Raw genomic sequence first — 23,527 nt, 5'->3', positions numbered from 1 at the left:
CCTCCCTATGTCGTTGTGTCTCTGACGGCCTCTTCGGCGCGTTCCTGCGCCCGGCGCACCGCCTGAAGCGGTGTCTGGATGCCGCGCAGCATGTCGTGGAATTCCTCGCCGCAGATCTGGATGATCCGGTACATCTGCGGGATCGGCGGGCGCGGCCAGAACTGCAGCTCGTCCCGCCAGCTCATGCCGTCCACCGCCTCGAAGATCGGCGACAGCTTGCGCACCTCGGGGTCGGCGCCGACCGAATAGCGCGGCAGCGTCCGGCTGCCGTGCTGGACGTAGAGCTTCTGGGCGCCTGGCGAGGTGAAGAGGGTCAGCGCCTCCACCACCGCCTCCCGGCGCTCCGGCGCGAGATTGGCCGGAATGCCCAGCACATAGCCCCCGACGGGCGCCACCCGTTCGATGCCGCTGGCGCTCGGATGCGGCAGATAGCCGGTCGTCTCGCGGGCCGGCGAGGTCTCGTCCATCTCGAAATAGGGGGCGAGAAGCGTGTAGCCGAAGGCCATCGCCACGTTGCCGGCGGCATAGGGCCGGACCCGCTCGTACCAGGACATCGACAGGATGTCGGGGGGCGAATAGCGCAGGAGCTCCAGGAGAAACTCGGCCGCCTTCAGGCCGCCCGGAGAATCGATCAGCAATTGGCTCGGGTGACTGCCGAGCCCGCTCGCGTCGTAGCCGCCGGCCTTGCGCGGCATCGCGACGATCGGCTGGTCGAAATCGGCGGCGATCATCATGAAGCTGTGGCCGAGGGCGGTGCCGCGCGCCGCGTTCCAGGCGATGCCGTAGCGCCCCTGCGCCGGGGCGTGCAGCAGCCTGGCCGCGGCGAGCAGCTCGTCGGTCGTCTTCGGCGGCTCCAGGCCGGCTTCCGCGAAGAGGTCGCGGCGATAGAACAGGAGTTCGGGCGTCGTCTGCGCGGGGACGCCATAGGGCCGCCCCTTCCAATGCGCCGCCTGCCAGCCCGCCGTATGGAAGTCGGCCGGATCGAGCCGCTCGACGTCCATGATCCGGTCGAGCGGCTGCAACACGTGCTTTTCCGCGAATTCGCCGATCCAGGGCAGGTCGACGGCGACGATGTCGTAGCGGCTTGTCGGCCGCTCGGCGTTTCGCAGGGCCTCCAGACGCAGACGGTCGATCGAGAAGGCCCGCTGCGAGATCGACGTGCCGACGATCTGCTCGAACTGCCGCTTCAAAGTGTCCATGACCATGAAGGTCGGATCGCCATGCACCAGGATGCGCAGCCCGCCGCTCAGCTGCAGCGGCTGCGGCAGGGCCTGGGGCGGCGGAACGATGGTGGTCTGGCGGTAGGACCGGCCGAAATAATAGTCGCGGCCCTCGTCGGCCCGCGGATCCAGCGAGCGCTCGATCAGCCGCGGCAGGCGGCGGGCGAATTCCGTCCAGCGTTCGATCAGCGCCCCGCTCGGATGCAGCGTGAAGGTCTTGCCGGTCCGGGTGCGCGGCCGCTGGTCGATGAAGCCGGCATCGATCAGTTCGTTCAGCCGGCGGACCGCCGTCGCATAGGGAACGCCGGCCGCCGCGACCGCCGAGGTCGGCGTCACCAGCCGCCCCTCGATATGCGACAGCATGACATGGCTCGCGATCCTGAGGTGCGGACTGATCGCGGTGACGTCGAGCAGGCTGTCGAGTTCGACGGCGAGATCGTTGAGCAAATCGATGGCGCTGCCGACGGCGTCGTGCTCGAGATAGCCTCCGCGCATGGCCGGGGCGGTCGCGACCTGCCGCTTGTCTGCCTGCGCTGGATGGGCCATCGAATTCACGATTTGCTTCTCGCCGGTTGGGGTCTGCGATCGCCGCGCCATCGCTCTTCTCCAGAAAATGTCCAATTCGGCTCCGCGCCGGTACCGCGAAAACCTTCACTTCGGATATTTTTATGTTCATTCTGGATATTTTTACGACATCTGCGCGGCTGCCGATGGGTCATGATCCAGCCGTCAGATCACATTCCGTCGCTTCCGCTGGGAGGCTGCGATGGGCGCCGGCAAGAGCCGGCGGAGGTCAGTCCAATGGGAGGAACCACCATGACCGCACTGAAATCTGTTCTCGTCGGCGCGAGCGCGCTCGCCACGCTGTCGTTTGCCGGGGCCGCGCTCGCCGCGGACGGCAAGATCACCATCGGGATCACGCAGAACAATGTCGGCGTCGACAGCTACCAGACGACCTATGAGAAGGCCTTCATCAAGGCTGCCGACGAGAACCCGAATGTCGACGTCGTCGTGCTCGATGCCGGCGGCGACGTCGCCCGGCAGATCGCTCAGATCCAGGATCTGATCCAGCAGAAGGTCGACGCGATCATCATCTGGCCGACCAACGGCAAGGCGGTGGTTCCGGCGGTGCGCAAGGCCAAGCAGGCCGGCATCCCCGTCGTCATCACCAATTCCAATATCGCCGAAGAGGGCATGGACTTCATCGCCGCCTTCTCCGGGCCGAACAACATCACGCAAGGCTCGTCTGCCGCCGAGTTGATGTGCGAGGCGCTCGCCAAGGACGGCGCGGACCCGACGAAGGCCGAGGGGCAGATCGTGCAGATTTCCGGCCAGCCGGGCTACACCACCGCGATCGAGCGCCAGAAGGGCTTCGAGGACCGGCTGGCGGACGCCTGCCCGGGCGTCAAGATCATGGAGACCCAGCCGGGCGACTGGAACCGCGAGAAGGCCCAGCGCGTGATGGAGAACTTCCTGGTCAAGTACGACAAGATCGACGGCGTCTATTCCGGCGACGACAACATGGGGGTCGGCGCGCTCAACGCCGCCAAGGCCGCCGGCCGCGCCAAGGACATCGCCTTCATCGGCGCGACCAACTTCTCCGTCGGCTACGAGGCGATGGAACGCGGCGAATATTACGGCTCGATCTACCAGTCGCCGGTCGACGACGCGGAGGCGGCGCTGAAGACCGCGGTCGCGGTGGTCAAGGGCGAGGAGGTGCCGAAGCTCAACTATTTCGAGACGCCGAAGATCACCCAGGCCAACATGAAGGACTTCGACAAGCCGGTCTTCTGACCGGCGTTCGGGCCATGGCCCCGCACGGCACGAGCGCCGCGCGGGGCTGCCTTTCGACTGTTCGCATGGGAGGATGGGATGGGTCGCGTATCGGGCCGGGTCTGTCTGGTGACGGGCGCCGCGCAAGGAATCGGCCGAGCCATCGGCGAGGCGCTGGTCGCCGAGGGCGCCAGCGTCTGCTTCGCCGATCTCAACGCCGAAAAGGCCGCCGCGGTCGCCGAGGCCAATCGCAGCCGGGCGGTGAACGGCGGCGGCGTGATGAGCGCCGGCGTCGATGTCCGCGAGCGCAATGAGGTCCGGGCGATGATCGAAGCGGTGGTGGAGCGCTTCGGCCGGCTCGACGTCGCGTTCAACAATGCCGGCGTCAACAAGCCGATGAACCTCCTCGACGTGACCGAGGACAATTGGCGCTTCATCATGGACGTCAACGGGCTCGGCGTGCTGATCGGCATGCAGGAAGCCGCCCGCCAGATGATCGCGCAGGGCACCGGCGGCAAGATCATCAACACCGCCTCGATCGCCAGCCGGCAGGGCTTCGGCAATGTCGCCCCCTATTGCGCCTCGAAATGGGCGGTCGTCTCGCTCACCCAGTCCGGCGCCCGCGACCTTGCCAAGCACGACATCACCGTCACCGGCTTTGCGCCCGGGGTCGTGGCGACCGAGATGTGGGAAGCGGTCGACCGCGACCTGATGGAGATCGGCGCCGCCGAGCGGCCCGGCCAGGCGATGGAGGAGTTCTCCGCCGACATCCTGCGCGGCCGCGTCGCGACCCCCGGCGACATCACCGGCACGACCACCTTCCTCGCCTCATCCGACAGCGACTACATGACCGGACAGATCGTCATGATCGACGGCGGGATGGCGCTGGTATGACAACCGAACCGACCACCGCCATGCGCGCCAAGATCCAGACGCCGGGAACCCGCCAGACACCCCGCCGGACCAATGCCATTGTCGGCCTCCTCGCCGGCCAGGGCATCCTGATCGCCTTCGTCGTCTTCATGATCGGCTTCTCGCTGTTCTCCGACCGCTTCCTGTCGCCCGACAATCTGATGACGGTGCTGCGCCAGGCCGCGATAATCGGCGTCATGGCGGTCGGCGTGACCATGGTCGTGATCGGCGGCAATCTGGACCTGTCGGTGGGCTCCATGCTGTCCTTCGCCACCGTCATGGTCGTCGATCTGCACGACAAGATCGGGCCGGGACCGGCCATCCTGGTAATGCTCGCCGCGACCCTCGTCCTGGGCGCCGTCAACGGCTTCCTCGTCGGCTATGTCCGGCTGAACTCGCTGATCGTCACGCTCGGCATGCTGTCGGCGATCCAGGGGATCACGCTGATCTATTCCGGCGGCCAGAATGTCGACGTCGCCGATCAGCAGACGACTTGGTTCGCCGTCTTCGGCCGCGGCTACGTCTTCGGCATCGCGACGCCGATCGTGATCTTCCTGGGGCTCGCCGCGCTCATGCAGATCGTCCTGGCGCGCACGCCTTTCGGCCGCTGGGTCTATGCCGTCGGCGGCAATCCGACGACGGCGGTGTTCTCCGGAATCCGCCGCGGCCGGGTGGTGTTCTCCACCTATCTGATCTCCGCCTTCTGCGTCGGGATCGCCGCCGTGATTCTCGGCTCGCGGGTGATGGGATCGCAGAACAATGTCGGCCAGGGCTACGAGCTGATGGTGCTCGCCGGCGTCATCCTCGGCGGCACCTCGCTGCTCGGCGGCTCCGGCAACATCCTGAAGACCGTGGTCGGCGTCCTGATCCTCGGCTTCATCCAGAACGGCCTCCTGCTCCTCGGCTATCCCTACTACGTCCAGTGGATCGTCACCTGGATCGTCATCATCCTCGCCGTGTGGCTCGACGTCGCGGCCAAGCGCGGGCGGCTCTGGTCGCCGATCGCCTGAACGCGCTCGGCGACGAGCAGGTCACCTCCGCCGTCGCCGGGCGAAAAGCCGAATTCCTTGGAAGAAGGATCCGACATGAGCACCGCAATCGCCTCCAGTGCCGGCCGCTGGATCGCCGCCAACCCGATCTGGGGCTTCGTCGTCATCATCTTCGTATTCTTCAGCCTCTCGGCCGACCATTTCTTCGCCCTGGCGAATTTCGAGAACATCCTCGTCCAGACCTCGACGATCGGACTGATCGCCCTCGGCATGACGCTGGTGATGATCAATGGCAATATCGACCTCTCGGTCGGCGCGGTCGTCGCTCTCGCCGCCTCGCTCGCCGTCGACATCCAGAGCTGGGAGATGTTCTCGGCCTGGGGCGACTTCGCGATCCTGCCGGCGGTCCTCGCCGCCCTTGCCGCCGGCGCCCTCCTCGGCGCGCTGAACGGGGTGATCGTCTGGAAGACCGGCGTCGACGCCTTCATCGTCACGCTCGGCGCCATGCTCGGCGTGCGCGGCCTCGTCTTCATCTATACGGGCGAACAGTCCTTCTACGCGATGAACTTCCTCTATTCGGACTTCGGCGCCAGCGCGATCGGGCCGCTGCCGACGCTGGCGGCACTCTTCATCCTGTTTGCCGCCGCAACCCATTTCCTCCTGTCGCGCACAGTCCACGGCCGCAACACCTATGCCGTCGGCGGCAATCGCGAGGCCGCCGTCAATGCCGGCATCCGGGTCGGGCCGCACATGGTCGTCAACTTCGTCATCGTCGGCTTCTTCGCGGCGCTGGCGGGCGTCGCGCTGTCGACGCAGATGGGCGCCTCCACCCCCAATCTCGGCCGCGAATACGAACTCTGGACGATCACCGCGGTGGTCCTGGGCGGAGTGAAGCTCGCCGGCGGCGCCGGCAACATCGTCGGCACGGTCGGCGGGGTGCTCGCCATCGGCATCCTGCGCAACGGCATGAACCTGATGCAGGTGCCGGCCTTTTTCGTCCTCGTGATCCTGGGCGTGATCCTGATCGCCGTTTTGTTCCTGGACAAGCAGCTGAACCGCCGCGGCACCGAGGAGATCCGAGCATGACCCGCCCTGCCCTGCGCCTCGAAGGCATCGTCAAGACCTTTCCCGGCGTGCGTGCGCTGGATGGCGTCAGCTTCTCCGTGCTGCCCGCAGAGGTCCACGCCCTCCTCGGCGAAAACGGTGCCGGCAAGTCGACCTTGATGAAGGTCCTGGCCGGCATGCACCAGCCGGACGAGGGCGCGATCTTCATCGAGGAGCGGCGCGTCGTGCAGCGCACGCCCCTCGAGGCGAAGGCGAACGGCGTCGTGCTGATCCACCAGGAGCTCAGCCTTGCCGAGGAGATGACGGCGGCCGAAAACATCTTCCTCGGAGAACTGCCGAGGAAGCGCTTCGGCCGCGTCGACTGGAAGACGCTGCATGCGAGGGCCGGCGAGATCCTCGCCCGCCTCAACTGCGACTTTTCTCCCGAGACCAAGGTCGCGAAGCTGTCGATCGCCAAGAAGCAGATGGTCGAGATCGCCAGGGCGCTCACCGTCGACGCCAAGGCCGTCGTCTTCGACGAACCGACCGCCTCGCTCACCGACGCCGAGAAGGTCGTCCTCTTCGACGTCATCCGCGATCTGAAGTCGCAAGGTGTCGGGATCGTCTATATCTCGCACCGCATGGAGGAGATCTTCACCATCTCCGACCGCATCACGGTCCTGCGGGACGGCGCCTGTCGCGGCACGCTGGTCACCGCCGCGACCGACGAGGATGCGGTTACCCAGGCGATGATCGGCCGCTCGCTCGATTACTCGCGCAACGCCGCCGCGGCCGGGCACGGGGAGACCGCGCTGGAAGTGCGGCATCTGTCCTGCCGCGGTCTGTTCGAGGATGTGAGTTTTTCGGTCCGCCGCGGCGAGGTGGTCGGCTTCTACGGCCTTGTCGGGGCCGGACGCACCGAGATCGCCGAGACGCTGTTCGGCCTCAGAGCGCCGAGCGCCGGCGAAATCCTGATCGACGGGCAGACGACACGGATCGCCTCGCCGGTCGAGGCGATCGCCAAGGGGATCTCGCTCGTCCCGGAAAACCGCAAGGAACAGGGGCTGGTCCTCGGCATGAGCTGCCGCGACAACATGACGATGCCGCAGGTGGCGGGTTTGTCGCGCGGCCCCTTCGTCTCCGGCAGCCACGAAGGCGAGATCTACGAGCGATACCGCGACCGGCTGGCGATCAAGGCTCCCACCCCCAAGACCCCGGCCAAAAATCTGTCGGGCGGCAACCAGCAGAAGATCGTCATCGGCAAGTGGCTGGCGATGGACCCGAAGGTCCTGATCGTCGACGAACCGACACGCGGCATCGATGTCGGCTCGAAGGCCGAGATCCACAATCTCCTGCGCGAACTCGCCCGGGCCGGCCTCGCCGTCATCGTGATCTCGTCGGAAATGCCGGAGGTGCTGCACGTCTCGGACCGCGTCATCGCCATGTATCACGGCCGGATCATGCGAGAATTCACCGCCGAGGAGGTCAACGAGGACAATCTGATCCAGGCGATCTCCGGCATTTCGTCGAGGGCCGCGTGATGCGCGTCGGTTTCGCCGGCCTCGGCCGCATGGGCGCGCTGATGGCAGAGAACGTCACCCGTGCCGGGTTCAAAACCGTGGTCTGGAACCGGAACCGCGAAAAGGCCGAGCGGCTCGCCGAGCGGACCGGAGCAGGCATCGCCGCCTCGCCGCGGGAGCTTTGCGAGCGGACCGAAATCGTCCTCACCATGCTCGCCGACGACGGAGCCTCCGAAACGGTCCATTGCGCGCGGGACGGCCTGTTCTCGGCAGCAACGGGCGCGCGGCACTTTCTCGAGATGGGAACGATGAGCCCGGATCACATTGCGGCCCTGCGCGAGCGCAGCGACGGGCGCCGCATCATCGACGCGCCGGTCTCGGGCGCGACGGACGCCGCCCGCGAGGCGAAGCTGATGATCATGGTCGGCGCGGACGCCGAGACGATTGCGCCTTTCCGCGGTGTTCTGGACGCGATGAGCCGGAAGGTCGTATGCCTCGACAGGCCAGGCGCCGGCGCCGTCATGAAGCTGGCCATCAATGCGCTGATCCACGGCCTCAACCAGACGCTCGCCGAAGCGCTGAACGTCGCCGTCGCCGCCGGCATTTCGGCCGAACGCGCCTTTGACGCCATCGACGCATCGGCCGCCGCAGCGCCGGTTCTGTCCTATCGCCGGCCGCTGTTCCTCGACGACGAGGCCCATCCCGTGAGCTTCACCATCGCGCTCGCCCACAAGGATCTCGACCTGTTCGCCGAACTCGCCGCCGAGCACGGCGTCTCCGTCCCCCAGGCCGAGCTCAACCGCGATTGTCTCGAGGATGCCGCGGCGGACGGGTTCGCGGAGGCGGATCTCGCCGCCATGGTTCGCTATATGAGAGGGAGGCAGTAGATGAAGGCAGCGCTGTTCGTCGGCGGCTGGGAGGGCCACCGCCCGACCGATTTTTCAGACTGGTGCAGGACGCTTCTCGAGCGGGAAGGCTGCGCGGTCGATGTCTATGACACTCTGGCACCGCTCGAGGCGCCCGGGACCCTGGCCGATGTCGACCTGATCGTCCCGATCTGGTCGAGTGCGCGCTCCTCCCATCAGCCGGAATTTGGAACGATGACCAAAGCTCAGGAGGACGGCTTACTTCAGCTCGTCGCGGCGGGCTGCGGCCTCGCCGGCTGGCACGGGCACATGGGCGACGCGTTTCGCGACAGGCCAACCTATCACTTCCTGATCGGCGGCCAGTTCGTCGCCCATCCGCCCGGATGGCCGGACAACCCGATCCCCTCGGACGACTTTGTCGACTACGATGTGACGGTAACCCGGCCCACCGACCCGATCATGCAAGGGATCAGGAGCTTCCGCCTGCATTCCGAGCAGTATTACATGCTCGTCGATCCCTCGAACGAGGTCCTCGCGACGACCACCTTCTCGGGCGATCATCTCTGGTGGATCGAAGGCACCGTCATCCCAGTGGTCTGGAAACGCCGCTGGGACAAGGGCCGGATCTTCTACTGCTCGGTCGGTCACACGCTGGACGACCTGAAGGTGCCACAGATCACGACCCTTTTGCGCCGGGGCATGATCTGGGCGGGCGGAGGACGCGATACCGAGCCCGGCGGAAATGCTTGAGACTAGGCTTGGCCGCCGTCTTCCGATGAGACTTCGGCCTTCGGCGGCAAGAACTCCGCTATTCGCCAACGATATGGCCATTGGACGGATCGACCAACTCGCCGGCGGGATTGAATTCGCTCAAGACGGCGGGACCGCCTGCCGATCAGTCCGCCCCTCGGCTTCCGCCGCGCCAACAGGTGGTCCGGTGCCCGATCGCGGAGATGTCGACAGTCTTCAGGGCGTCAGGGTCATGGCCGGGCCGCCGCCTTTTCGATCAGCACGTCCTCGATCAGGACCGCATCCAGGCCCGACGTCATCAGGACGCCGAGGGCATCCTCGATCGTGTGGATGATCGGCTTGCCCATGACGTTGAAGCTGGTGTTCAGGACGACGGGAACATCGGTGCGCTGACCGAATGTCTCGACGAGTTTGCTCATCCAGGGCTCGACGGCCGGATCGACGGTCTGGACGCGCCCGGTGCCGTCCTCATGCACCACGGCCGGGACTCGGTCGCGCTGGGTCGCGCGCCAGGGCAGCGTGAAGGACATGTAGGGCGACGGCTGTGAGCGCTCGAACCACTCCTCCGCCCTGTCGACAGTCACCACCGGTGCGAATGGCCGATAGGCCTCGCGCCCCTTCACCTGTTCATTGATCCGGTCCTTCATCCCAGGCGATCGCGGATCGGCAAGAATGGAGCGATGGCCGAGGGCGCGTGGTCCGAATTCGGCCCGGCCGCGCATCACGCCGACGATCAGCCCTTCCTCCAGGCGTCGTGCAACTTCCTCGGCCGATCGCCCAGGCAGGTCCGTGACCTTGCACCCTCCCGCGGAGCGGATGGCTTTTGCGGCGGCTCGCGGGTCCGGGGCACTGCCGAGATAGGGTGAGCCGTCATTTGCCGGAAATGCGCTGGCGCCCGTGTCCTTCATCCAGGCCAGCACGGCCGCGCCGACGGCATTGCCGTCGTCGGCCGGCGCCGAAGGGACGAAGACCTGCGCGAATTCGCGTTGGCCCACCAGAGTGCCGTTATAGGAAGAATTGAGGGCACAGCCTCCTGTGACGATGAGGTTGCGCGGCGTCTCGCCGGTGACGGACTGGAGGATCCGGTCGGCGAGGCGCGCATAGACTTCCTGACCGGTGGCGGCAAGATCGGCGGCCTGCATCATCGGATCGGATGATCGTCGCCCGTGGTGGGTTGCGGCTTGCTGCGCGGATTCGACGGTCTCCTGCGCCGCAAATTGCAGCCGGCCGTTCTCGACCAGGAGCATCGCTTCCAGCGTGTCGGCGAGATCGGGAAGCACTTCGCCGAAGGCGGCGAGGCCCATGACCTTCCACTCCTCGCCGAGCCGCCAGTCGAACCCGCACGTCCCGGTCAGCCACGCATAGAACGTGCCGAGGCTTCCGGGTCCCCACGATCGCCACTTGCGCTTGAGGGAACGGTTGGACAGGTCGAAAAGCGAGATTGCGCCGACCTCGCCTTCCCCATCGATGACCAGACAGGCTGCATCGTCCATCGGGCTTTGGAGGCAGGCGGCGGCGGCATGACACAGATGGTGATCGAACCGCATCACGGACGGCTTCTCGTCGACGAGTCCCAGCCGCAACAAGGAGGCGCCGGCATTGGATTGCGCCTGCGCCTGCAAGCCGCGCAGCCAGAGACCGTCCGATCCCGGAAGCATGGCGTTCGAGACGTTGACGGGGATGTCGGCCTTCACCGTCGTCCAACTCGTCGCGACGACGATGTCGTCGCGACCGGGCTCGAAGCCGACAGCCGCGAGGGCGGGCTCGAGATGCGAGACATGGTCGGGCGCGATGCCCCAGGCGCGCTTGTCCTGGACGAAGCGCTCCGTCGCCTCGGCAAAGACGAGGCGTCCCGTCTCGTCGACGAGCGCCAGCGCCGGATCGTGCCCCGAGGTCGACAGGCCGAGATAGAATCGGGTCATGCCTTTTCGAGGCGCTCCATGACGGCTGCGACGAACTCGCCCAGCGTCTCATGCTCGAAGATCGTGCCGGGATCGAGCTCGACCTGGAAATGGTCCTCGACTTCGCCGCATATGAGAACGGCGTCGATCGACCGAATGCCGAGTTCGATTACGCTCGAGGAGGCCTGGACTTCCTCCAGCGGCACGTTCGTACGAGCGGCAGCACGCTCCCGCACGAAATCGAGGACGGCCGCTTCATTTTCCGTGTTCGGCATTTCAGGCAAGTTCCTTCTTGGGCTCTGCGTGAGTGTCCATGCGACACGGCAGGTTTTCCATCGCCACCGTCTGGGACATTTTGAAATAGCGATGGCCTTGCGTGACCAGCGTCAGCGTGGGGTGGCGCTGGAACAGCGCCGGAACGGCGCGCCGCAACATCAGCCGCGTGAGCTGCGCACCGACACAACGGTGCAGGCCATGGCCGAAGGCAAGGTGGCCTGTGGCGACGCCCCGGTTCACCGACAGAAGCTGCATGCGCGCCGTTACATCTGCGTCGAGGTTCAGGTCGCCCGCCGCGACCGGCCGGCGCGCCATGCGATAGATGTATTTCGGCGAGGCGCAAAGCGAGGTCAGGAGCTCGAGGTTCCCCTCCGTCCAGGCAGGATCGGAGAGGTCGCCGCGCTCCTCCGGCGGCTGGATGAGAATCCAGTGAAGGATGTTGCCCAGGGTGTGGGCGAGATTGAAGCTCGCGCCGTACAACACCAGAACCAGCGCCTTGACGTCCTCTTCCTCGAACTCCGGGAGGTCGGCGTCGAGCATGGAGGAAAGAAGCGTCGCGTTACCCGCGCGCTCGCCCGGGCCGGGCACGCTGATCAGGGAGAGAAGCTCGGCGAAGAGATCCTGCATGCGCAGGAGCTCCCGCATGGGAAGCCACGGCTCCAGCACGTCCTGGAGGATCGGCGCCAGGCTGTCGAAGCGTGTCTCATCCGTCGACCGAAGGCCGAGGATCGATTTCGTGATGCCGCGGAAAAGCGGATCGGCGAAGTCGTGGATCAGATCCGGCGCAGCCGCGGCCGACAGTCCGTCGAGCGCCGCTTGAACCTCCCGATCGACCAGGGGCTGCCAATTTGACACCCGGTTTCCACCCAGACACTCCGCCACGGCGCGACGCGCCAGCGCATGCCGCTCGCCGGTCATGAAGAACATCGCGTTGCGGGCGATCCGGATCGCCTGGGACAGATCCTTGCCGCTCGTCACCGCAAGCTCTCTGAGATGCGGTTCCATGACCGGGGGCGAAAAGTCGGTGTCGTTGTTGACGATGGCGCGGGCTGTGGCGATATCCTTGACCTCGACCAGCCGGGCATTCACCCGGCGCGTCCGCCCTTCGAGTTCACAGGGAATGGCGACCGGATATTGCACCATGGCCGTCGCATGAAAGCGAACCTGGTCCTTATGCAGGGCAAGCCTGGGAAACCGTTTGGCAATGGCGGGAATGGCAGAGGCAAAGATAAGGCGCGCAAGGCTCTCGCCAGGACACTTGTGTGCCCCTCTTCCGAAGGTGAGACTGCGCCTGGATCTTCCGTCCTCCGCTTCTCTGGCTCGAAGGCCGGTATTTGCGGTGGCTATACTCAACAGGCTGACTTGGCCGGCGGAATAGGGACACCCATCGATCTCGATGTCCCGGTCGACCTTGCGCATGAAGATCAGCGTCGAAGGATACTGGCTGAGAATCTTGTCCAGATGCCTCTCGGCCCAGCCGACCTGTGCCGCCTCGCTCCATTTCTCGGGCTCACCCATGAGCATGCCGTAGAGCGCGAAGCCCAAGCTCTGCGACACACTGTTTGCAGCCAGCACGGTCGTGAACGCGGTTGCTCGCAGATCCACACCTTCGGGCGCCTTGCCGCGGCGTTCATGAAGATAGCTCAGCAGACAGGAGGGGTCGCGTTCATGGGCCTCCTCCAGCGTTGGCAACAGGTTTTTCACATAGGACGCCGCCGCATTCATCACTCGCAACTCGCGCAGCGGAAGTAGCGGCTCGGGGAGTTGCTGCGCCTTGGAAATCAAAGGAAACAGTGGCGTCGCCCTGTCATCCGTGAATCCGACGATCCGCTCGATGGCTGAAAGGAGCAATGGCTGGCAGAAATCTTCAACGAGATCGGGGGACTTCGCCGTCTCCAGCCTCGTGAGAGCAGCGCCCACGGCCTCATCCACGACGCCTTGCCAGGCAAAGACGGCGCGGTCGCTGAAAAAGGCCGCAATCAGTCGCCGAAGCGCCAGATGTTCTGCACCATTTTGATAGAGCAGACCGAAACGGGAGATGTCGCGCAGGGCGCTGAAATCCTCTCCCGTCTGAAGCTCGATTTCACGAAGATATGCGTCCGCATCGCTCACTGCGAAGGCAGGAGATCGCAGAATCGCTTCAATCCGCTCGGGGTCCCGTTCCACGAGCGCTTGCACGTGCCAGTCATGCTGTTTCAAGCTGAGAGTACCTTGTCGCTTTGCTGTTGGCAGCGATCGCGTCGATAGAATTCGGCAGCCGCCTGGCGCCTGATCTTCCCGCTCGATGTGCGTTCGAGGCTCCCACGGGCCAGAATTCGGACGTCTTCGAGACGGATCCCCCATTCGCCGAGAACCGCCCGCTCAATGGCTGAGCGCACCGCGCCGGGATCACGGGGCCCCTCGTAGCCCGGCTTCAGCTCGATGAGCAATGCCGCGACGCCGCTTTCACTCGGGTCCGGCGAAATGGCGGCGGCGGCGAGCGGATTGAGCGACGCGTGGATCCCGCCGGCCAGCCATTCCAGCTCTGCGGCGGCGATCTTTCGCCCGTTCACGATCAGCGTGTCCTTCAGCCTGCCGTTGACGTAGAGAAGGCCGTTTTCGATGACGCCGAGATCTCCCGTCCTGAGCCAGCCTCCCGGCCCGTCATCGCCTGGAAGCGTCGCCGCGAAGGTCGAGGCCGTTTCATCCGGCAGGTTCTGATATCCGTCGCCCTTCGATGGGCCCTTCAGCCAGATCTCGCCCTGACGACCGTCGGCGACACCATGTCCGGTTTCAGGATCGACGATGCGCAGATTGGCGCGCGTTTCTTCCGGCAAGGCACACGGATGCACGGAGGAGCAGCCGCTCGGATGCGTCGGCAGGTCACCTTCGGGCTCCGGGCCGCCTGCGGCGTAGAGCGTCATTTCGGCCAGTCCATAGCAGGCGAACACCGCTTTCGGATCGAGCCCGTAGGGTTGGAAGCGACGGCGGAACTGCGGCAGTAGATCCGCCGGCACCGGTTCTGCTCCGCAAAAGCCGCGGCGCCAGGTCGACAGGTCGAGGCCCTCGCATTCCTCCTCCGTGATCCGCCGCAGGCAATCGGAGAAGGCGAAGGCCGGCCCGCCGCTGAACGTCGCGCGGTGATCCGAGATCGCCCGCAGCCACGTTGCAGGACGACGAACCATTTCGAGCGGGCTCATCTGCACCGAATAGGCACCCGTCAACAGCGGATAGAGAATGCCGCCCATCAGGCCCATGTCGTGAAAATGCGGCAGCCAGTTCACGAAGCGGGTCGCGGGATTCATGTCCCAGCAGCGGGCGACCAGGTCGCCATTCGCCAGGATCTGGTCGCCGAAGATGCGCACGCCCTTCGGCAGCCGCGTCGATCCGGAGGTGTACTGGATCACCGCGGGCCGCGGCGTGTCATCTTGCTGGAAACGCGTGACCGGTACGGCCGTATCGTCATCGAGGGTGACGAACGGGCAGGTGGGCTCGGAGGTGCCGCCATCGACCAGGTGCCGGGCGATCGGATCGCGGGACGTCTCTTCGCAGAAGACGACGGACGCCCCGCAATCCCGAACGATGTGGCGCAGACGCTCCGACTGCGACCCGCCCCTCGGCAAGGCGACCGGAACGATCGTGTGCCCGGCGAGCAGGCCCGCCAGAAGTGCCGTCAGAAACCGCTCGCCAGCGGAAAGAGCAAGCACCAGCGTATGCGGACCGGGCCCGAGCCGATCCTGCCACGACGCCGCGAGCGACATCGCGGCGGCATGAAGATGCGCGCCCGACAGGTCCAGCGGCACGCCGCTGCGGCGCAAGACCGTAATCTGCGGGGTGTCGTGGCGCTCTTCGAGGCGGCTCAGTATCAATTCCGACAGGCGTGACATTCCAGGCTCATTGCGGTGCCGGCGATGAATGCGGCGATCCCGTTTTCTTCCAAGTGAAGGCGCTCATCGGGGGTGAATACCTGCCAACATCGGTGGAGCTTTGAAGTCGCGAGGAGCGGCAAGCCTTCACCTTTGTTCCTAGATCGGATTACGCTCCGGCTTGGGCACCCCACATCGGCTCGGCAGGGCGACCCATCGATCCCGACGCGCCGTTGAAGGGGTCGTCCATTTCGCGCGGCTGCCTCACATAACTGTTCAGGTACATCCCGAGAGCCAGCATCAGGTCACTGCGGACGCGCGGCCGCACACTTGCAATGTCATTGACGCATTCGATGACCCGGCGCAGGTCCCGATCCCGTGCGCCCAGCCCGAACAGTTCGAGAAATGGCGCCGCCTTTTTGGACTGCGCACCGCCTTGTCGGGGAACGAGATGCGAGGGAATCTCGCCGACCACGCGACCGTAATACTCGAAGCGCTTGATCACGTTGTCCGGCGCCAGAATCTGCCGCCTCAGCCATTCGGCGCCTTCGGCCAGCTGTTCGCGGGTCATCTGCAGGGGCTCGATGTTCGTCAGCGAGCTGCCGAAGGGGGCGAGGGTTGCCTTCGGGTCCTCGACGATGCGGCCGGCCGCCTTCATCTGATCGTAGAGGGGAGTCGCGAGCGGGGCCACGAGGACCGCAGGTCGGAAGACGATGATCGGCATCGCCTGAGCAAATTCGAGTTGCCGCTCGAAAGAGGACAGATCGTCATTATCGAAGCCGACCATAAGCCCCGCCTGGACGGAGATACCCGCGCGAACGATCGTCTCCACCTGTTTGACGAGGTCGATTTTCAGATTCTGGCGCTTCCGGCTTTCCTTCAGTGCCTCGACATTGCTGGTCTCGATGCCGACCAGGCCGAAGCGGAGGCCGGCCTGATTGCAGAGGGTGAGGACATCCGGGTCCCGGGCGACATCGATCGACATCTGCGTCAGAAAGCTGACCGGCTCGCGTCCGTCCGCCCCATTCCACTCAGCCAGTGCAGACAAGAGCGCGCGCGTGCGTTGTCGATAGACAGTGAAATTGTCGTCGGACAGATTGATCTGGCGATAGCCGAGATCATAGAGCGCGTGCACCTCCTCGACGACCCGCTCGGTCGGCTTGTGACGCTGAACGCGTCCGAGATACTGGATCACATCGCAGAAATGGCAGTCGAACGGGCAGCCGCGACTTGTCTGGACGACACCGGCCAGTGCGAGATGGTTGGGGTAGAGGTCCCAGCGTGGCTTCGGAGAGGTCGCGAGATCGGGTTTGGCGCCATCATAGCGCGGCTTCAGCCTGCCCGCCTGAAGATCCGCGACGAACTGCGCAGCGATCGCCTCGAACTCGCCGACGACGAGGCAGTCGGCGAGACCCTCGAAAAGCTGCGGCGCCAGCGAGACGTGAGCCCCGCCAAACACCACCGTCTTGCCCTTCTCGCGAAATCGCCTCGCCATTTCCACCCCGCGCGGCGCCTGCGCGACATTCATGCTGACGGCGATGATATCGGCGGGATCCTCGTAGTCGACGGGTTCGACGATCTCGTCGCACAGCCGGATGTCCATATCGTCCGGAAAGAAGGCTGCAACCGTCGCGATGCCCGCCGCCGCGTTCATGGCGTAGGACTTGGAGAACCCGATAGCGCAGTCGTTGTTCAGCGCTCGGATGCCGAAATCGGGTGCCGGCGAGATCAGATAGATGCGCATTGCGTGCCCTAATTCGTCGCGACCATGTCGCCCTCACGAACGACTACGGCCGAGACCTTCGGGGCCCGGTTGATGTGCCACGAGACCGGTCCGCCATCCTCGCGACTGAGATAGAAGTGGAGATCCCACTCACCTGCGTCTAGCGGAACATCGAAGCTTGCCACCATGGGCTCGCTGTCGCCAAGCGTGCTGGGCACCGACTGGCTGTCAGGGCCGACAAATACTCCATTCTCGACCGATAGCCAGGCGTACCGCAAATTCAGCGGGCCCAGCAGAGCCGGATCCCCCCCGCTGGCCGAGACGCGGACCGGCATCGACACCCTTCCGCCCGCTGCCAACACATCAGGCTGCCCGCAGAGTTCCAGCGAGATTTCTACCGGGGGCAGGTCCACCCTCGTCTCGGGCACCTTCGCCACCAGGCGTGAGATCGCCGCGCAAAGGTCCGGATGATTCTCCGGCGTAAAAAATTCTCCGTGTTTGGCCGGAACGATCTCGACCATTGCCGCCTCAAACATGTCCCTCCATTTCGCCTCCGGCGCCTCCCCACGAAGAAACGGATTGAACAATTCGCTGTACGCGCCGAACACGAAGCCCACAGGGCACGGCAAGGGAAGAAACGGCTGCGCTTCCATCGAAATCACGCGAACCATAGCGCCCTTCGCGAGCAGATTCTCCGCGATCCGGAACGAGACGTAGGCCCCCTGACAATTGCCACCGACGACACAGTCGCTGAGATCCAGATCCGGGCAGCTTTCGATGATGCGCGTGTATTCGTCGGCTGTATCGAGGTTCTGGTGGAATCGTCCCGGCCCAAGCGATTCGACAAGGTGGAGAGAGCGCACGCCGATCAGAGGTTGGTCCGGACCGAGGCCTGCGGCCATCGTCGGAAACTCGTTCTGGACATTGAAGCACCAGATGATCACGGGACGCGTGCCGTCGCGGTTCAGGATGCGCACGGTGCCGTCGTCATCGAGCGGCTCGCCCCCCCAATCCGACGTCAAATGTTTGAGAAGGCGGCGTCTCTTGTCCGTCTGCATTGATTCGTTGCCTACCCACGGCGGATGAGATTGCCCGGCTGTAGAGCCGCCCAAGTCCGCGAAGTCAAATCGGTAAGCGTCCGAGCGCACACAAGATTCTTCGCTCGGTGGCAAACATACGCATTGTCGGCAAGGCTGGTTGTACTCATCAGGAAGGCTGGTTGTACTCCGGAGCGTGAAACATGTGACACGACGACGAATTCCGAACTCGAGGCGGCAAGTTCGTAGGCCAGATCGTGCTTTGGGCGGTGCCGCGTCGCCTGCCTGCAGATGGAAGACGTCTTGGGGACGCGTAGCCGGTGTCAGCGGCAAGGCCGGGAAAACCCGGCACGCAGTCCACAGCCGAGCCCGCCGGCACTTGGGCAACCATTCGCAACCGCTTCGCCCGCTTGCTACCGCCGCTGTCGCGATGCCCGCACCATGAAAGGCTCCTGAACGGGCCTGTCGGAACGCGGACGACGCGCCTGAAGCCTTAGCCTTCCCCAACGGCGTCCATCCGCGCAAATTGCACCGGCGGGACACCTACGAAGCGGGTAAAGGCGACGCTGAAGGAGCTGGCGGATCCGTAGCCGACGGTGTCGGCGACTTCCTTCACACTTCCGCCTTGGCGCCGCAGCATGTTCCTCGCAAGGGCCATCCTCCAGGACAACAGGTATTCCATCGGCGTGAGGCCGACTTCGCGGCGGAACCTGTCGAAGAAGACCGAGCGGGAAAGGGATGCCGCTCGGGCGAGCTCGGCCACCGTCCAGCCGTGGCGCGGGTTCCCATGGATGCAGCGTATGGCACTCGCCAGCCGGGCGTCCGCGAGACCGCGGATGAGCCCGGGCGGCGCCGCGCTGTCCGATGCCGCTCTCAGAGCCTCGATGAGGAGCACCTCGAGCAATCTCTCGAGAACCATCTCCCGCGCCGCCCTGTGATCCTGCGCTTCGTTCCTGAGGAGCTGCACCAGCGTGGCGATGCGCTTGAGTCCCCGAACATGGATGACGTCCGGAAGGAGGGCCAGGAGGAGCCCGGCATCCGGCGAGCCGAAGGACAGGCGGCCGGCAAGCATGCGGACATTCGTCGGCCCTTCGGGATCGCCATGCCGCGTCTCGTCCTCCAGCATCGTCACGACCGTCTGCCCCTTCGGCGCACGGTCGTCGAGGCTTGACATGGCGAACTCCCGGCTTGTCGGCACGAGGATGAAGTCGTTCTCCCGCAACTCGACAGGCGCTTGTTCCGGAAGCGACAGAAACGCGGATCCCTCAAGGATCACGCAGAACAGGGGGTCCCCCGTCACCGGCACGTCGATCCACCACGATCCCGCGCCGCTGGCCTGCTTGGAGAACGGCAGGCTCGGCTGGAGCAGTGCGACGACATCCGCCAGAGGATCAGTCATTTCAGGACGCCCGCGAATGCCAGACGGACTTGCGATGATAGAAAGTCTGGCGCCGGTCGTCCACATGTCTCGAGCGAAAACGCACGCAAGGAGACATCATGAACACCGTCCTCATCACGGGCTGCTCGTCCGGCTTCGGGCTCGACATCGCCAGGCACTTCCTCGACCAGGGCTGGAAGGTGGTCGCGACGATGCGCACGCCCGACGAGAGCGTCCTGCCGGCCTCGCAGAACCTCCGCATTCTCCCCCTCGACGTCCGCAGCGACGAGAGCGTCCGGAAGGCGATCGAAGCCGCAGGACCGATCGACGTGCTGGTCAACAATGCGGGCATCGGCTGGCTCAACGCGCTCGAGGGCACGCCCATGGACATCGCGCGGGACATCTTCGAGACCAACACCATCGGGACCATGCGGGTCATGCGGGCCGTCCTGCCGCAGTTCCGGGAGCGCCGGTCGGGCACGATCGTCAACGTCTCGTCCAGCGTCACGTTGATGCCGCTGCCGCTCCTGTCGGTCTACACGGCGAGCAAGGCAGCCGTGAATGCCTTCACCGAGTCCGTTGCACTCGAACTGGAGCCCTTCGGCATCGCGGCCCGCATCGTCCTGCCGGGCCAGGCGCCCGAGACGAGCTTCGGGAAGAACGCCTTCGCCCGCATCCAGGGCGCCGGCGGGTTTCCCGAAGCCTATGCGGACTTCACCAACGGGGTCGTTGCGCGGATGCGGGAAGCGGGCGGTCCGCTCACCAGCTCGTCCGACGTCGCGGGAGCCGTCTGGCGGGCCGCCACCGATCCAAGCTGCCCGATGCGGCTCCCTGCAGGTGCCGATTCCGTAGTGCTCGCCGACCGCTAAAGCCTGAGTCCGATCGGGTTCTTGTCGCCGCATGACGGATCGTCGGGCGATCAGCCTTGATAAGCCAATGAAAAGCGGGATCGGGCGAAGAGAGCGCCCGATCCCGTCCAAACCTGCGCCTGTTCCCAGGACACGAAGAACTCGGCGCCGTTGACGACGCGTCGCGAGTTCCCGTCCGCCGGGGCGGTCGGAGCCACATATGTCCTACCACGTGACCAGCGGCGAACGGTGTAGCCACTCGTCTTTCTCCATCTGATCGAGGACGAAACGCGCGACGTCCGCCCGCGAGATCGTGCCGCCGTTGAAGCCAGCGAGGTGCGCGAGGACCCGGACTGGCCGGCCCCCGGGCTTGTCGTTCAGGACGGACGGACGGACAAGTACCCAGTCGAGCCCGCTCGCCCGGATGATCGCCTCCTGGCGGTTCTTGTCCGCGTAGACCTTGCGCAGGAGCAGCGGGAAGATCAGCCGGTCGAAGAGGAAGCCGCCGTGCCCGACACTGTCCCCTGCCCCCATGCCGGTGATGGCGACAAGACGCTGGACCTTCTCCGCCTGCATTGCGTCGACGAGAATCCGCGTCGCGGCGGACAGGAGGGTGACCTCGCGAAACGGGCTTGCCGGCGTGCCGAGGGCGCTGATGACAGCATCCCGGCCTTCGAGCGCGCTGCGCAAGACGGCTCGGTCGAGCGCGTTTCCGACGACGACCCGCGCCCCGTCGAGGCCGCTGGCCTTCTCGGCGTTACGGGCAAGCACGGTGACGTCGCAACCTCGCTCGACGGCTTGAGCGACGATCTGTCGGCCGGTGCCGCCGGTCGCTCCGAGGACGAGCAGTTTTCGCGGGGCCGCGACGGTATCGACGGCTGAGGACTGTTCCATGGCATTATCTTTCGCAAGCGGAACGCCTCGCTGAAGGCGATCCCGCGGTTGACGGTTGTCGATCCGCTCAGAGCCGGCCTTCGGCCACGAGTTCTCGGGTGCGCTTCAGGGTCGACAGCAGGGCGGACTTGTAGCCCTTGTCGCTGTCGAACTGGGCCTGCTCGGTCTGCTCCTCGGGCCCATTGGGCGCCTTGCCGCGCAGGCCCAGATAGCAATAGAAGCGAAGCTGCAATGCGCCGGCCTCGTCCTCGAAGAGCTCGTTGACGATCGCGCCCTCGCGGGGACCGGTGGCCTGGAAGAAGGTGACCTTCGTCTGCGGCTCGAGCACGATGATCTCGCGAAGATCGGCCCCGGCGATGGTCGCATCGCGCACGAAGTGGGTGTCGCTCTCCTCGGTCACGTCGCACCTCGTGCAGAGGCCGGCGGGCAGAAACTGGCGGGCGTCGCGTGCCTTCAGCTCGAGGCCCTTCCAGGCCTCTTCGCGGGTGAGTTTGGTTTCGCCCTCCGGGTTCACCGGGACGGTGGCGGTCGAATAGATCATGATGGATGCTCCTGGAGATGCGTGAGGGATCAGCCGGCGATCTGCACGGCGAAGTCGCGATAGGAGCGCAGCGGGCGCCCGAGCATCGCGGTCAGCCGCTCGACGTCGCCAGCTTCCGGTACCATGCCGTCCGTGATGAAGCGCTCGGCCATGACGCGCATGTCGAGCGCCATCCAGCCCGGCATCGCCTGGCGCAGGTTCTGCTCGAAGCCGCCGATATCCTCGCCCGGATAGGCGATCGGACGGCCGAGCACCTCGCTCCAGATCGCCGCGACGTCGGGGCCGGTCAGCGTGTCCGGGCCGACGAGGTTGATGCGGTTGATCGGCAGCGGGACGGGAGACCGTTCGCGGCGCACGAGCTCGATCGCGGCGACCTCACCGACGTCGCGGGCATCGATCATCGCCAGCCCCTTCTTGCCGATCGGCATCGGGTAGATGCCGTAGCCGGTGACGACGTCTTTGATCGTGACTTCGTTGTCGATGTAATAGGCTGGGCGCAGGATGGTGGCGTTCATCCCCATCGCCTCGATCATGCGCTCGACGCCGAACTTGCCGGCGAAATGCGGCACGTTCACATAGACGTCGCTGTGGATCACTGAGAGATAGACGATGCGCTCGATCCCCGCTTGGCGGGCGATGTTGAGAGCGATCAGCGCCTGGGTGAATTCGTCGGCAACCACCGCGTTCAGGAGGAACAGGGTGGAGGCGCCGGAGAAGGCCTGGCGCAGGGCGTCGACGTCGAGAAGGTCGCCCTTCACGACCTCCACGCTGGCCGGGAAATCGGCTTTCGCGGGATCGCGCACCAGCGCGCGCACGTCGGCGTCACGCTTGACGAGTTGATCGACGACGTTGCGGCCGACATTGCCGGTCGCGCCGGTCACGAGAATGGTCATGGGGAAACTCCGGTTTCGCGTTTGAAGACACTTGCAAGATCGGTGATCCACATTCATTCGAATAGGCGCGGATTTTGGACGCTCCGTCTCATAGGTGGAACAGATGGATCTCCTCGCCCTCGCCGACTTCAACCTCGTCGCCCGGCACGAAGGGTTCGGCCGGGCCGCACGAGCCAGCGGCCGTCCGAAGGCGACGCTGTCGCGCCGGGTCGCGGAGCTGGAGGCGAGCCTCGACCTGCGCCTGTTCGAGCGCGGCGGCCGCGCACTGAAGCTCACCGAGGAAGGCCGCGCTCTCTTCGAGCGGACGGGCGCGTTACTCACCGATCTCGAGGAAACCACGTCGGCCATTGCGACTGGCGGTCACACGCCGCGCGGCCGGCTGCGGATCAGCGCGCCCCTGCTCTTCTCGCAGACCGCGATGGGGAAGCTGGCCGCCGACTTCGCGCTGAAGCATCCCGAGGTCCGGCTCGAGGTCACGACGGAAGACCGGGCCGTCGACATGGTCGAGGAAGCCTATGATCTGGTGATCCGGGTAAACCCGGACCCCGACGAAAGCCTTGTCGGACGAATCTTCCTTCGCGACCGGCTGGTGGTCGTGGCGAGCCCGGAGATACAACCCCCAGCCGACGGATCTCCCGTTCCGGCCGTCGTGCGCGGCAGGGTCGAGCCGGCGGAATCCTGGGGGGTGACGACGGCTGCCGGCAAGTCGGTGATCGCGGTCCGTCCGTGCCTGAGCCTCTCGTCACTCCTCATGGTCCGCGACGCCGTGCGGATGGGGGTCGGTGCCGCCCGGCTCCCGATCTCGCTCGTCAGTCACGATCTCGCCGCCGGCACGCTGATCCACTGGGGCGACGTCGAAGGCCCCGAGATCGCGCTCTGGACGCTGTATCCCAGTCGCCGCCTTCTCAGCGCCCGCGTGTCTGCCTTCCTCGATCATCTGCGGGAAAAATTTCCGAACGGGACGCCCGATGAGCTTGCACGGTACGTCGGAAACTGACGACGAACGACATTTTCAGTCCGCGCTGTCGAACTGCCTACGCGAAACCGTCGGGATGCCCAATCCGGCGGGCCCATCTCCAACAGACGGTCGGCGGCAGCCGAGTGTTCGATCATGGAT

At 65.5% G+C, this 23,527-nt stretch carries 20 protein-coding genes; 9 read left to right on the top strand and 11 right to left on the bottom strand.

Going from position 1 to position 23,527, the window contains the following annotated elements; translation table 11 throughout:
* Positions 1 to 5: 5 nt before the first annotated feature.
* Positions 6 to 1,766, bottom strand: coding sequence for an ABC transporter substrate-binding protein (locus LH400_RS21145; RefSeq protein ID WP_229155409.1), 1,761 nt, complete (start codon positions 1,764 to 1,766; stop codon positions 6 to 8).
* Positions 1,767 to 2,036: 270 nt separating this feature from the next.
* Here LH400_RS21145 and LH400_RS21140 point away from each other — a divergent pair, with 270 nt between their 5' ends.
* The 7 genes from LH400_RS21140 (at position 2,037) to LH400_RS21110 (ending at position 9,074) form a co-directional block, all read left to right on the top strand.
* Complete coding sequence (locus LH400_RS21140; RefSeq protein ID WP_229155322.1) at positions 2,037 to 3,014, top strand: sugar ABC transporter substrate-binding protein; 978 nt, start codon at positions 2,037 to 2,039, stop codon at positions 3,012 to 3,014.
* Positions 3,015 to 3,092: 78 nt separating this feature from the next.
* Positions 3,093 to 3,887, top strand: a complete 795-nt coding sequence (locus LH400_RS21135) for an SDR family oxidoreductase (protein WP_229155321.1) — start codon at positions 3,093 to 3,095, stop codon at positions 3,885 to 3,887.
* On the top strand, positions 3,884 to 4,915 hold the full coding sequence (locus LH400_RS21130) for an ABC transporter permease (protein WP_229155320.1): 1,032 nt from the start codon (positions 3,884 to 3,886) through the stop codon (positions 4,913 to 4,915). Before LH400_RS21135 ends, LH400_RS21130 begins: the two co-directional genes overlap by 4 nt.
* Before the next feature lie 75 nt (positions 4,916 to 4,990).
* The gene (locus LH400_RS21125) at positions 4,991 to 5,980 is read left to right on the top strand and encodes an ABC transporter permease (protein WP_229155319.1); all 990 of its coding nucleotides are present in this window, start codon (positions 4,991 to 4,993) and stop codon (positions 5,978 to 5,980) included.
* Positions 5,977 to 7,479, top strand: coding sequence for a sugar ABC transporter ATP-binding protein (locus tag LH400_RS21120; RefSeq protein WP_229155318.1), 1,503 nt, complete (start codon positions 5,977 to 5,979; stop codon positions 7,477 to 7,479). The genes LH400_RS21125 and LH400_RS21120 overlap by 4 nt, the downstream gene beginning before the upstream one ends.
* Complete coding sequence (locus LH400_RS21115; RefSeq protein WP_229155317.1) at positions 7,479 to 8,345, top strand: NAD(P)-dependent oxidoreductase; 867 nt, start codon at positions 7,479 to 7,481, stop codon at positions 8,343 to 8,345. The genes LH400_RS21120 and LH400_RS21115 overlap by 1 nt, the downstream gene beginning before the upstream one ends.
* Positions 8,346 to 9,074 carry a ThuA domain-containing protein gene (locus LH400_RS21110; RefSeq protein ID WP_229155316.1) on the top strand — a complete coding sequence of 243 codons (729 nt, stop codon included), beginning with the start codon at positions 8,346 to 8,348 and terminating at the stop codon, positions 9,072 to 9,074.
* A 230-nt stretch (positions 9,075 to 9,304) separates the two neighbouring features.
* Here LH400_RS21110 and LH400_RS21105 read toward each other — a convergent pair whose 3' ends face one another.
* The 7 genes from LH400_RS21105 to LH400_RS21075 all read right to left on the bottom strand — a co-directional run bounded on the left by LH400_RS21105 (position 9,305) and on the right by LH400_RS21075 (position 19,255).
* Positions 9,305 to 10,996 (bottom strand): carbamoyltransferase family protein, encoded by a 1,692-nt coding sequence (locus LH400_RS21105; RefSeq protein WP_229155314.1) that lies wholly within the window; start codon positions 10,994 to 10,996, stop codon positions 9,305 to 9,307.
* Entirely contained in the window at positions 10,993 to 11,250 is a 258-nt protein-coding gene (locus LH400_RS21100; RefSeq protein ID WP_229155313.1) for an acyl carrier protein, read from the bottom strand. The genes LH400_RS21105 and LH400_RS21100 overlap by 4 nt, the downstream gene beginning before the upstream one ends.
* A 1-nt stretch (position 11,251) precedes the next feature.
* Complete coding sequence (locus LH400_RS21095) at positions 11,252 to 13,450, bottom strand: cytochrome P450 (protein WP_229155311.1); 2,199 nt, start codon at positions 13,448 to 13,450, stop codon at positions 11,252 to 11,254.
* Positions 13,447 to 15,117 (bottom strand): AMP-binding protein, encoded by a 1,671-nt coding sequence (locus tag LH400_RS21090; protein WP_229155309.1) that lies wholly within the window; start codon positions 15,115 to 15,117, stop codon positions 13,447 to 13,449. The genes LH400_RS21095 and LH400_RS21090 overlap by 4 nt, the downstream gene beginning before the upstream one ends.
* Positions 15,118 to 15,265: 148 nt before the next feature.
* Positions 15,266 to 16,840, bottom strand: coding sequence for a B12-binding domain-containing radical SAM protein (locus LH400_RS21085; RefSeq protein ID WP_229155307.1), 1,575 nt, complete (start codon positions 16,838 to 16,840; stop codon positions 15,266 to 15,268).
* A gap of 8 nt (positions 16,841 to 16,848) precedes the next feature.
* On the bottom strand, positions 16,849 to 17,877 hold the full coding sequence (locus tag LH400_RS21080; RefSeq protein WP_229155306.1) for a hypothetical protein: 1,029 nt from the start codon (positions 17,875 to 17,877) through the stop codon (positions 16,849 to 16,851).
* A 472-nt stretch (positions 17,878 to 18,349) separates the two neighbouring features.
* Positions 18,350 to 19,255, bottom strand: a complete 906-nt coding sequence (locus tag LH400_RS21075; protein WP_229155305.1) for an AraC family transcriptional regulator — start codon at positions 19,253 to 19,255, stop codon at positions 18,350 to 18,352.
* 98 nt (positions 19,256 to 19,353) lie between these two features.
* Between LH400_RS21075 and LH400_RS21070 the strand changes: the two genes are divergently transcribed.
* Entirely contained in the window at positions 19,354 to 20,103 is a 750-nt protein-coding gene (locus LH400_RS21070; protein WP_229155303.1) for an SDR family oxidoreductase, read from the top strand.
* 204 nt (positions 20,104 to 20,307) lie between these two features.
* Here LH400_RS21070 and LH400_RS21065 read toward each other — a convergent pair whose 3' ends face one another.
* From LH400_RS21065 to LH400_RS21055, 3 genes are all read right to left on the bottom strand, one after another.
* Positions 20,308 to 20,976 carry an NAD(P)-dependent oxidoreductase gene (locus tag LH400_RS21065; RefSeq protein WP_229155301.1) on the bottom strand — a complete coding sequence of 223 codons (669 nt, stop codon included), beginning with the start codon at positions 20,974 to 20,976 and terminating at the stop codon, positions 20,308 to 20,310.
* A 67-nt stretch (positions 20,977 to 21,043) separates the two neighbouring features.
* Positions 21,044 to 21,517, bottom strand: coding sequence for an AtaL-like protein (locus LH400_RS21060; protein ID WP_229155300.1), 474 nt, complete (start codon positions 21,515 to 21,517; stop codon positions 21,044 to 21,046).
* A 29-nt stretch (positions 21,518 to 21,546) separates the two neighbouring features.
* Positions 21,547 to 22,410 (bottom strand): SDR family oxidoreductase, encoded by an 864-nt coding sequence (locus tag LH400_RS21055; protein WP_229155297.1) that lies wholly within the window; start codon positions 22,408 to 22,410, stop codon positions 21,547 to 21,549.
* Positions 22,411 to 22,513: 103 nt separating this feature from the next.
* Between LH400_RS21055 and LH400_RS21050 the strand changes: the two genes are divergently transcribed.
* Positions 22,514 to 23,407, top strand: a complete 894-nt coding sequence (locus LH400_RS21050; protein ID WP_229155296.1) for a LysR family transcriptional regulator — start codon at positions 22,514 to 22,516, stop codon at positions 23,405 to 23,407.
* The last annotated feature ends 120 nt before the right edge of the window (positions 23,408 to 23,527 follow it).

Source organism: Jiella soli, from assembly GCF_020615385.1.
Taxonomy (GTDB): domain Bacteria; phylum Pseudomonadota; class Alphaproteobacteria; order Rhizobiales; family Rhizobiaceae; genus VKMB-3413.
The sequence above is the reverse complement of the archived record's forward strand: the minus strand, read 5'-3'. Positions and strand labels throughout refer to the sequence as shown.

Bases quoted from the DNA above. Each gene is read 5' to 3' on its own strand.
- LH400_RS21145 (WP_229155409.1), bottom strand. From the start codon at position 1,766: ATGGCCCATCCAGCGCAGGCAGACAAGCGGCAGGTCGCGACCGCCCCG.
- LH400_RS21140 (WP_229155322.1), top strand. From the start codon at position 2,037: ATGACCGCACTGAAATCTGTTCTCGTCGGCGCGAGCGCGCTCGCCACG.
- LH400_RS21135 (WP_229155321.1), top strand. From the start codon at position 3,093: ATGGGTCGCGTATCGGGCCGGGTCTGTCTGGTGACGGGCGCCGCGCAA.
- LH400_RS21130 (WP_229155320.1), top strand. From the start codon at position 3,884: ATGACAACCGAACCGACCACCGCCATGCGCGCCAAGATCCAGACGCCG.
- LH400_RS21125 (WP_229155319.1), top strand. From the start codon at position 4,991: ATGAGCACCGCAATCGCCTCCAGTGCCGGCCGCTGGATCGCCGCCAAC.
- LH400_RS21120 (WP_229155318.1), top strand. From the start codon at position 5,977: ATGACCCGCCCTGCCCTGCGCCTCGAAGGCATCGTCAAGACCTTTCCC.
- LH400_RS21115 (WP_229155317.1), top strand. From the start codon at position 7,479: ATGCGCGTCGGTTTCGCCGGCCTCGGCCGCATGGGCGCGCTGATGGCA.
- LH400_RS21110 (WP_229155316.1), top strand. From the start codon at position 8,346: ATGAAGGCAGCGCTGTTCGTCGGCGGCTGGGAGGGCCACCGCCCGACC.
- LH400_RS21105 (WP_229155314.1), bottom strand. From the start codon at position 10,996: ATGACCCGATTCTATCTCGGCCTGTCGACCTCGGGGCACGATCCGGCG.
- LH400_RS21100 (WP_229155313.1), bottom strand. From the start codon at position 11,250: ATGCCGAACACGGAAAATGAAGCGGCCGTCCTCGATTTCGTGCGGGAG.
- LH400_RS21090 (WP_229155309.1), bottom strand. From the start codon at position 15,117: ATGTCACGCCTGTCGGAATTGATACTGAGCCGCCTCGAAGAGCGCCAC.
- LH400_RS21085 (WP_229155307.1), bottom strand. From the start codon at position 16,840: ATGCGCATCTATCTGATCTCGCCGGCACCCGATTTCGGCATCCGAGCG.
- LH400_RS21080 (WP_229155306.1), bottom strand. From the start codon at position 17,877: ATGCAGACGGACAAGAGACGCCGCCTTCTCAAACATTTGACGTCGGAT.
- LH400_RS21075 (WP_229155305.1), bottom strand. From the start codon at position 19,255: ATGACTGATCCTCTGGCGGATGTCGTCGCACTGCTCCAGCCGAGCCTG.
- LH400_RS21070 (WP_229155303.1), top strand. From the start codon at position 19,354: ATGAACACCGTCCTCATCACGGGCTGCTCGTCCGGCTTCGGGCTCGAC.
- LH400_RS21065 (WP_229155301.1), bottom strand. From the start codon at position 20,976: ATGGAACAGTCCTCAGCCGTCGATACCGTCGCGGCCCCGCGAAAACTG.
- LH400_RS21060 (WP_229155300.1), bottom strand. From the start codon at position 21,517: ATGATCTATTCGACCGCCACCGTCCCGGTGAACCCGGAGGGCGAAACC.
- LH400_RS21055 (WP_229155297.1), bottom strand. From the start codon at position 22,410: ATGACCATTCTCGTGACCGGCGCGACCGGCAATGTCGGCCGCAACGTC.
- LH400_RS21050 (WP_229155296.1), top strand. From the start codon at position 22,514: ATGGATCTCCTCGCCCTCGCCGACTTCAACCTCGTCGCCCGGCACGAA.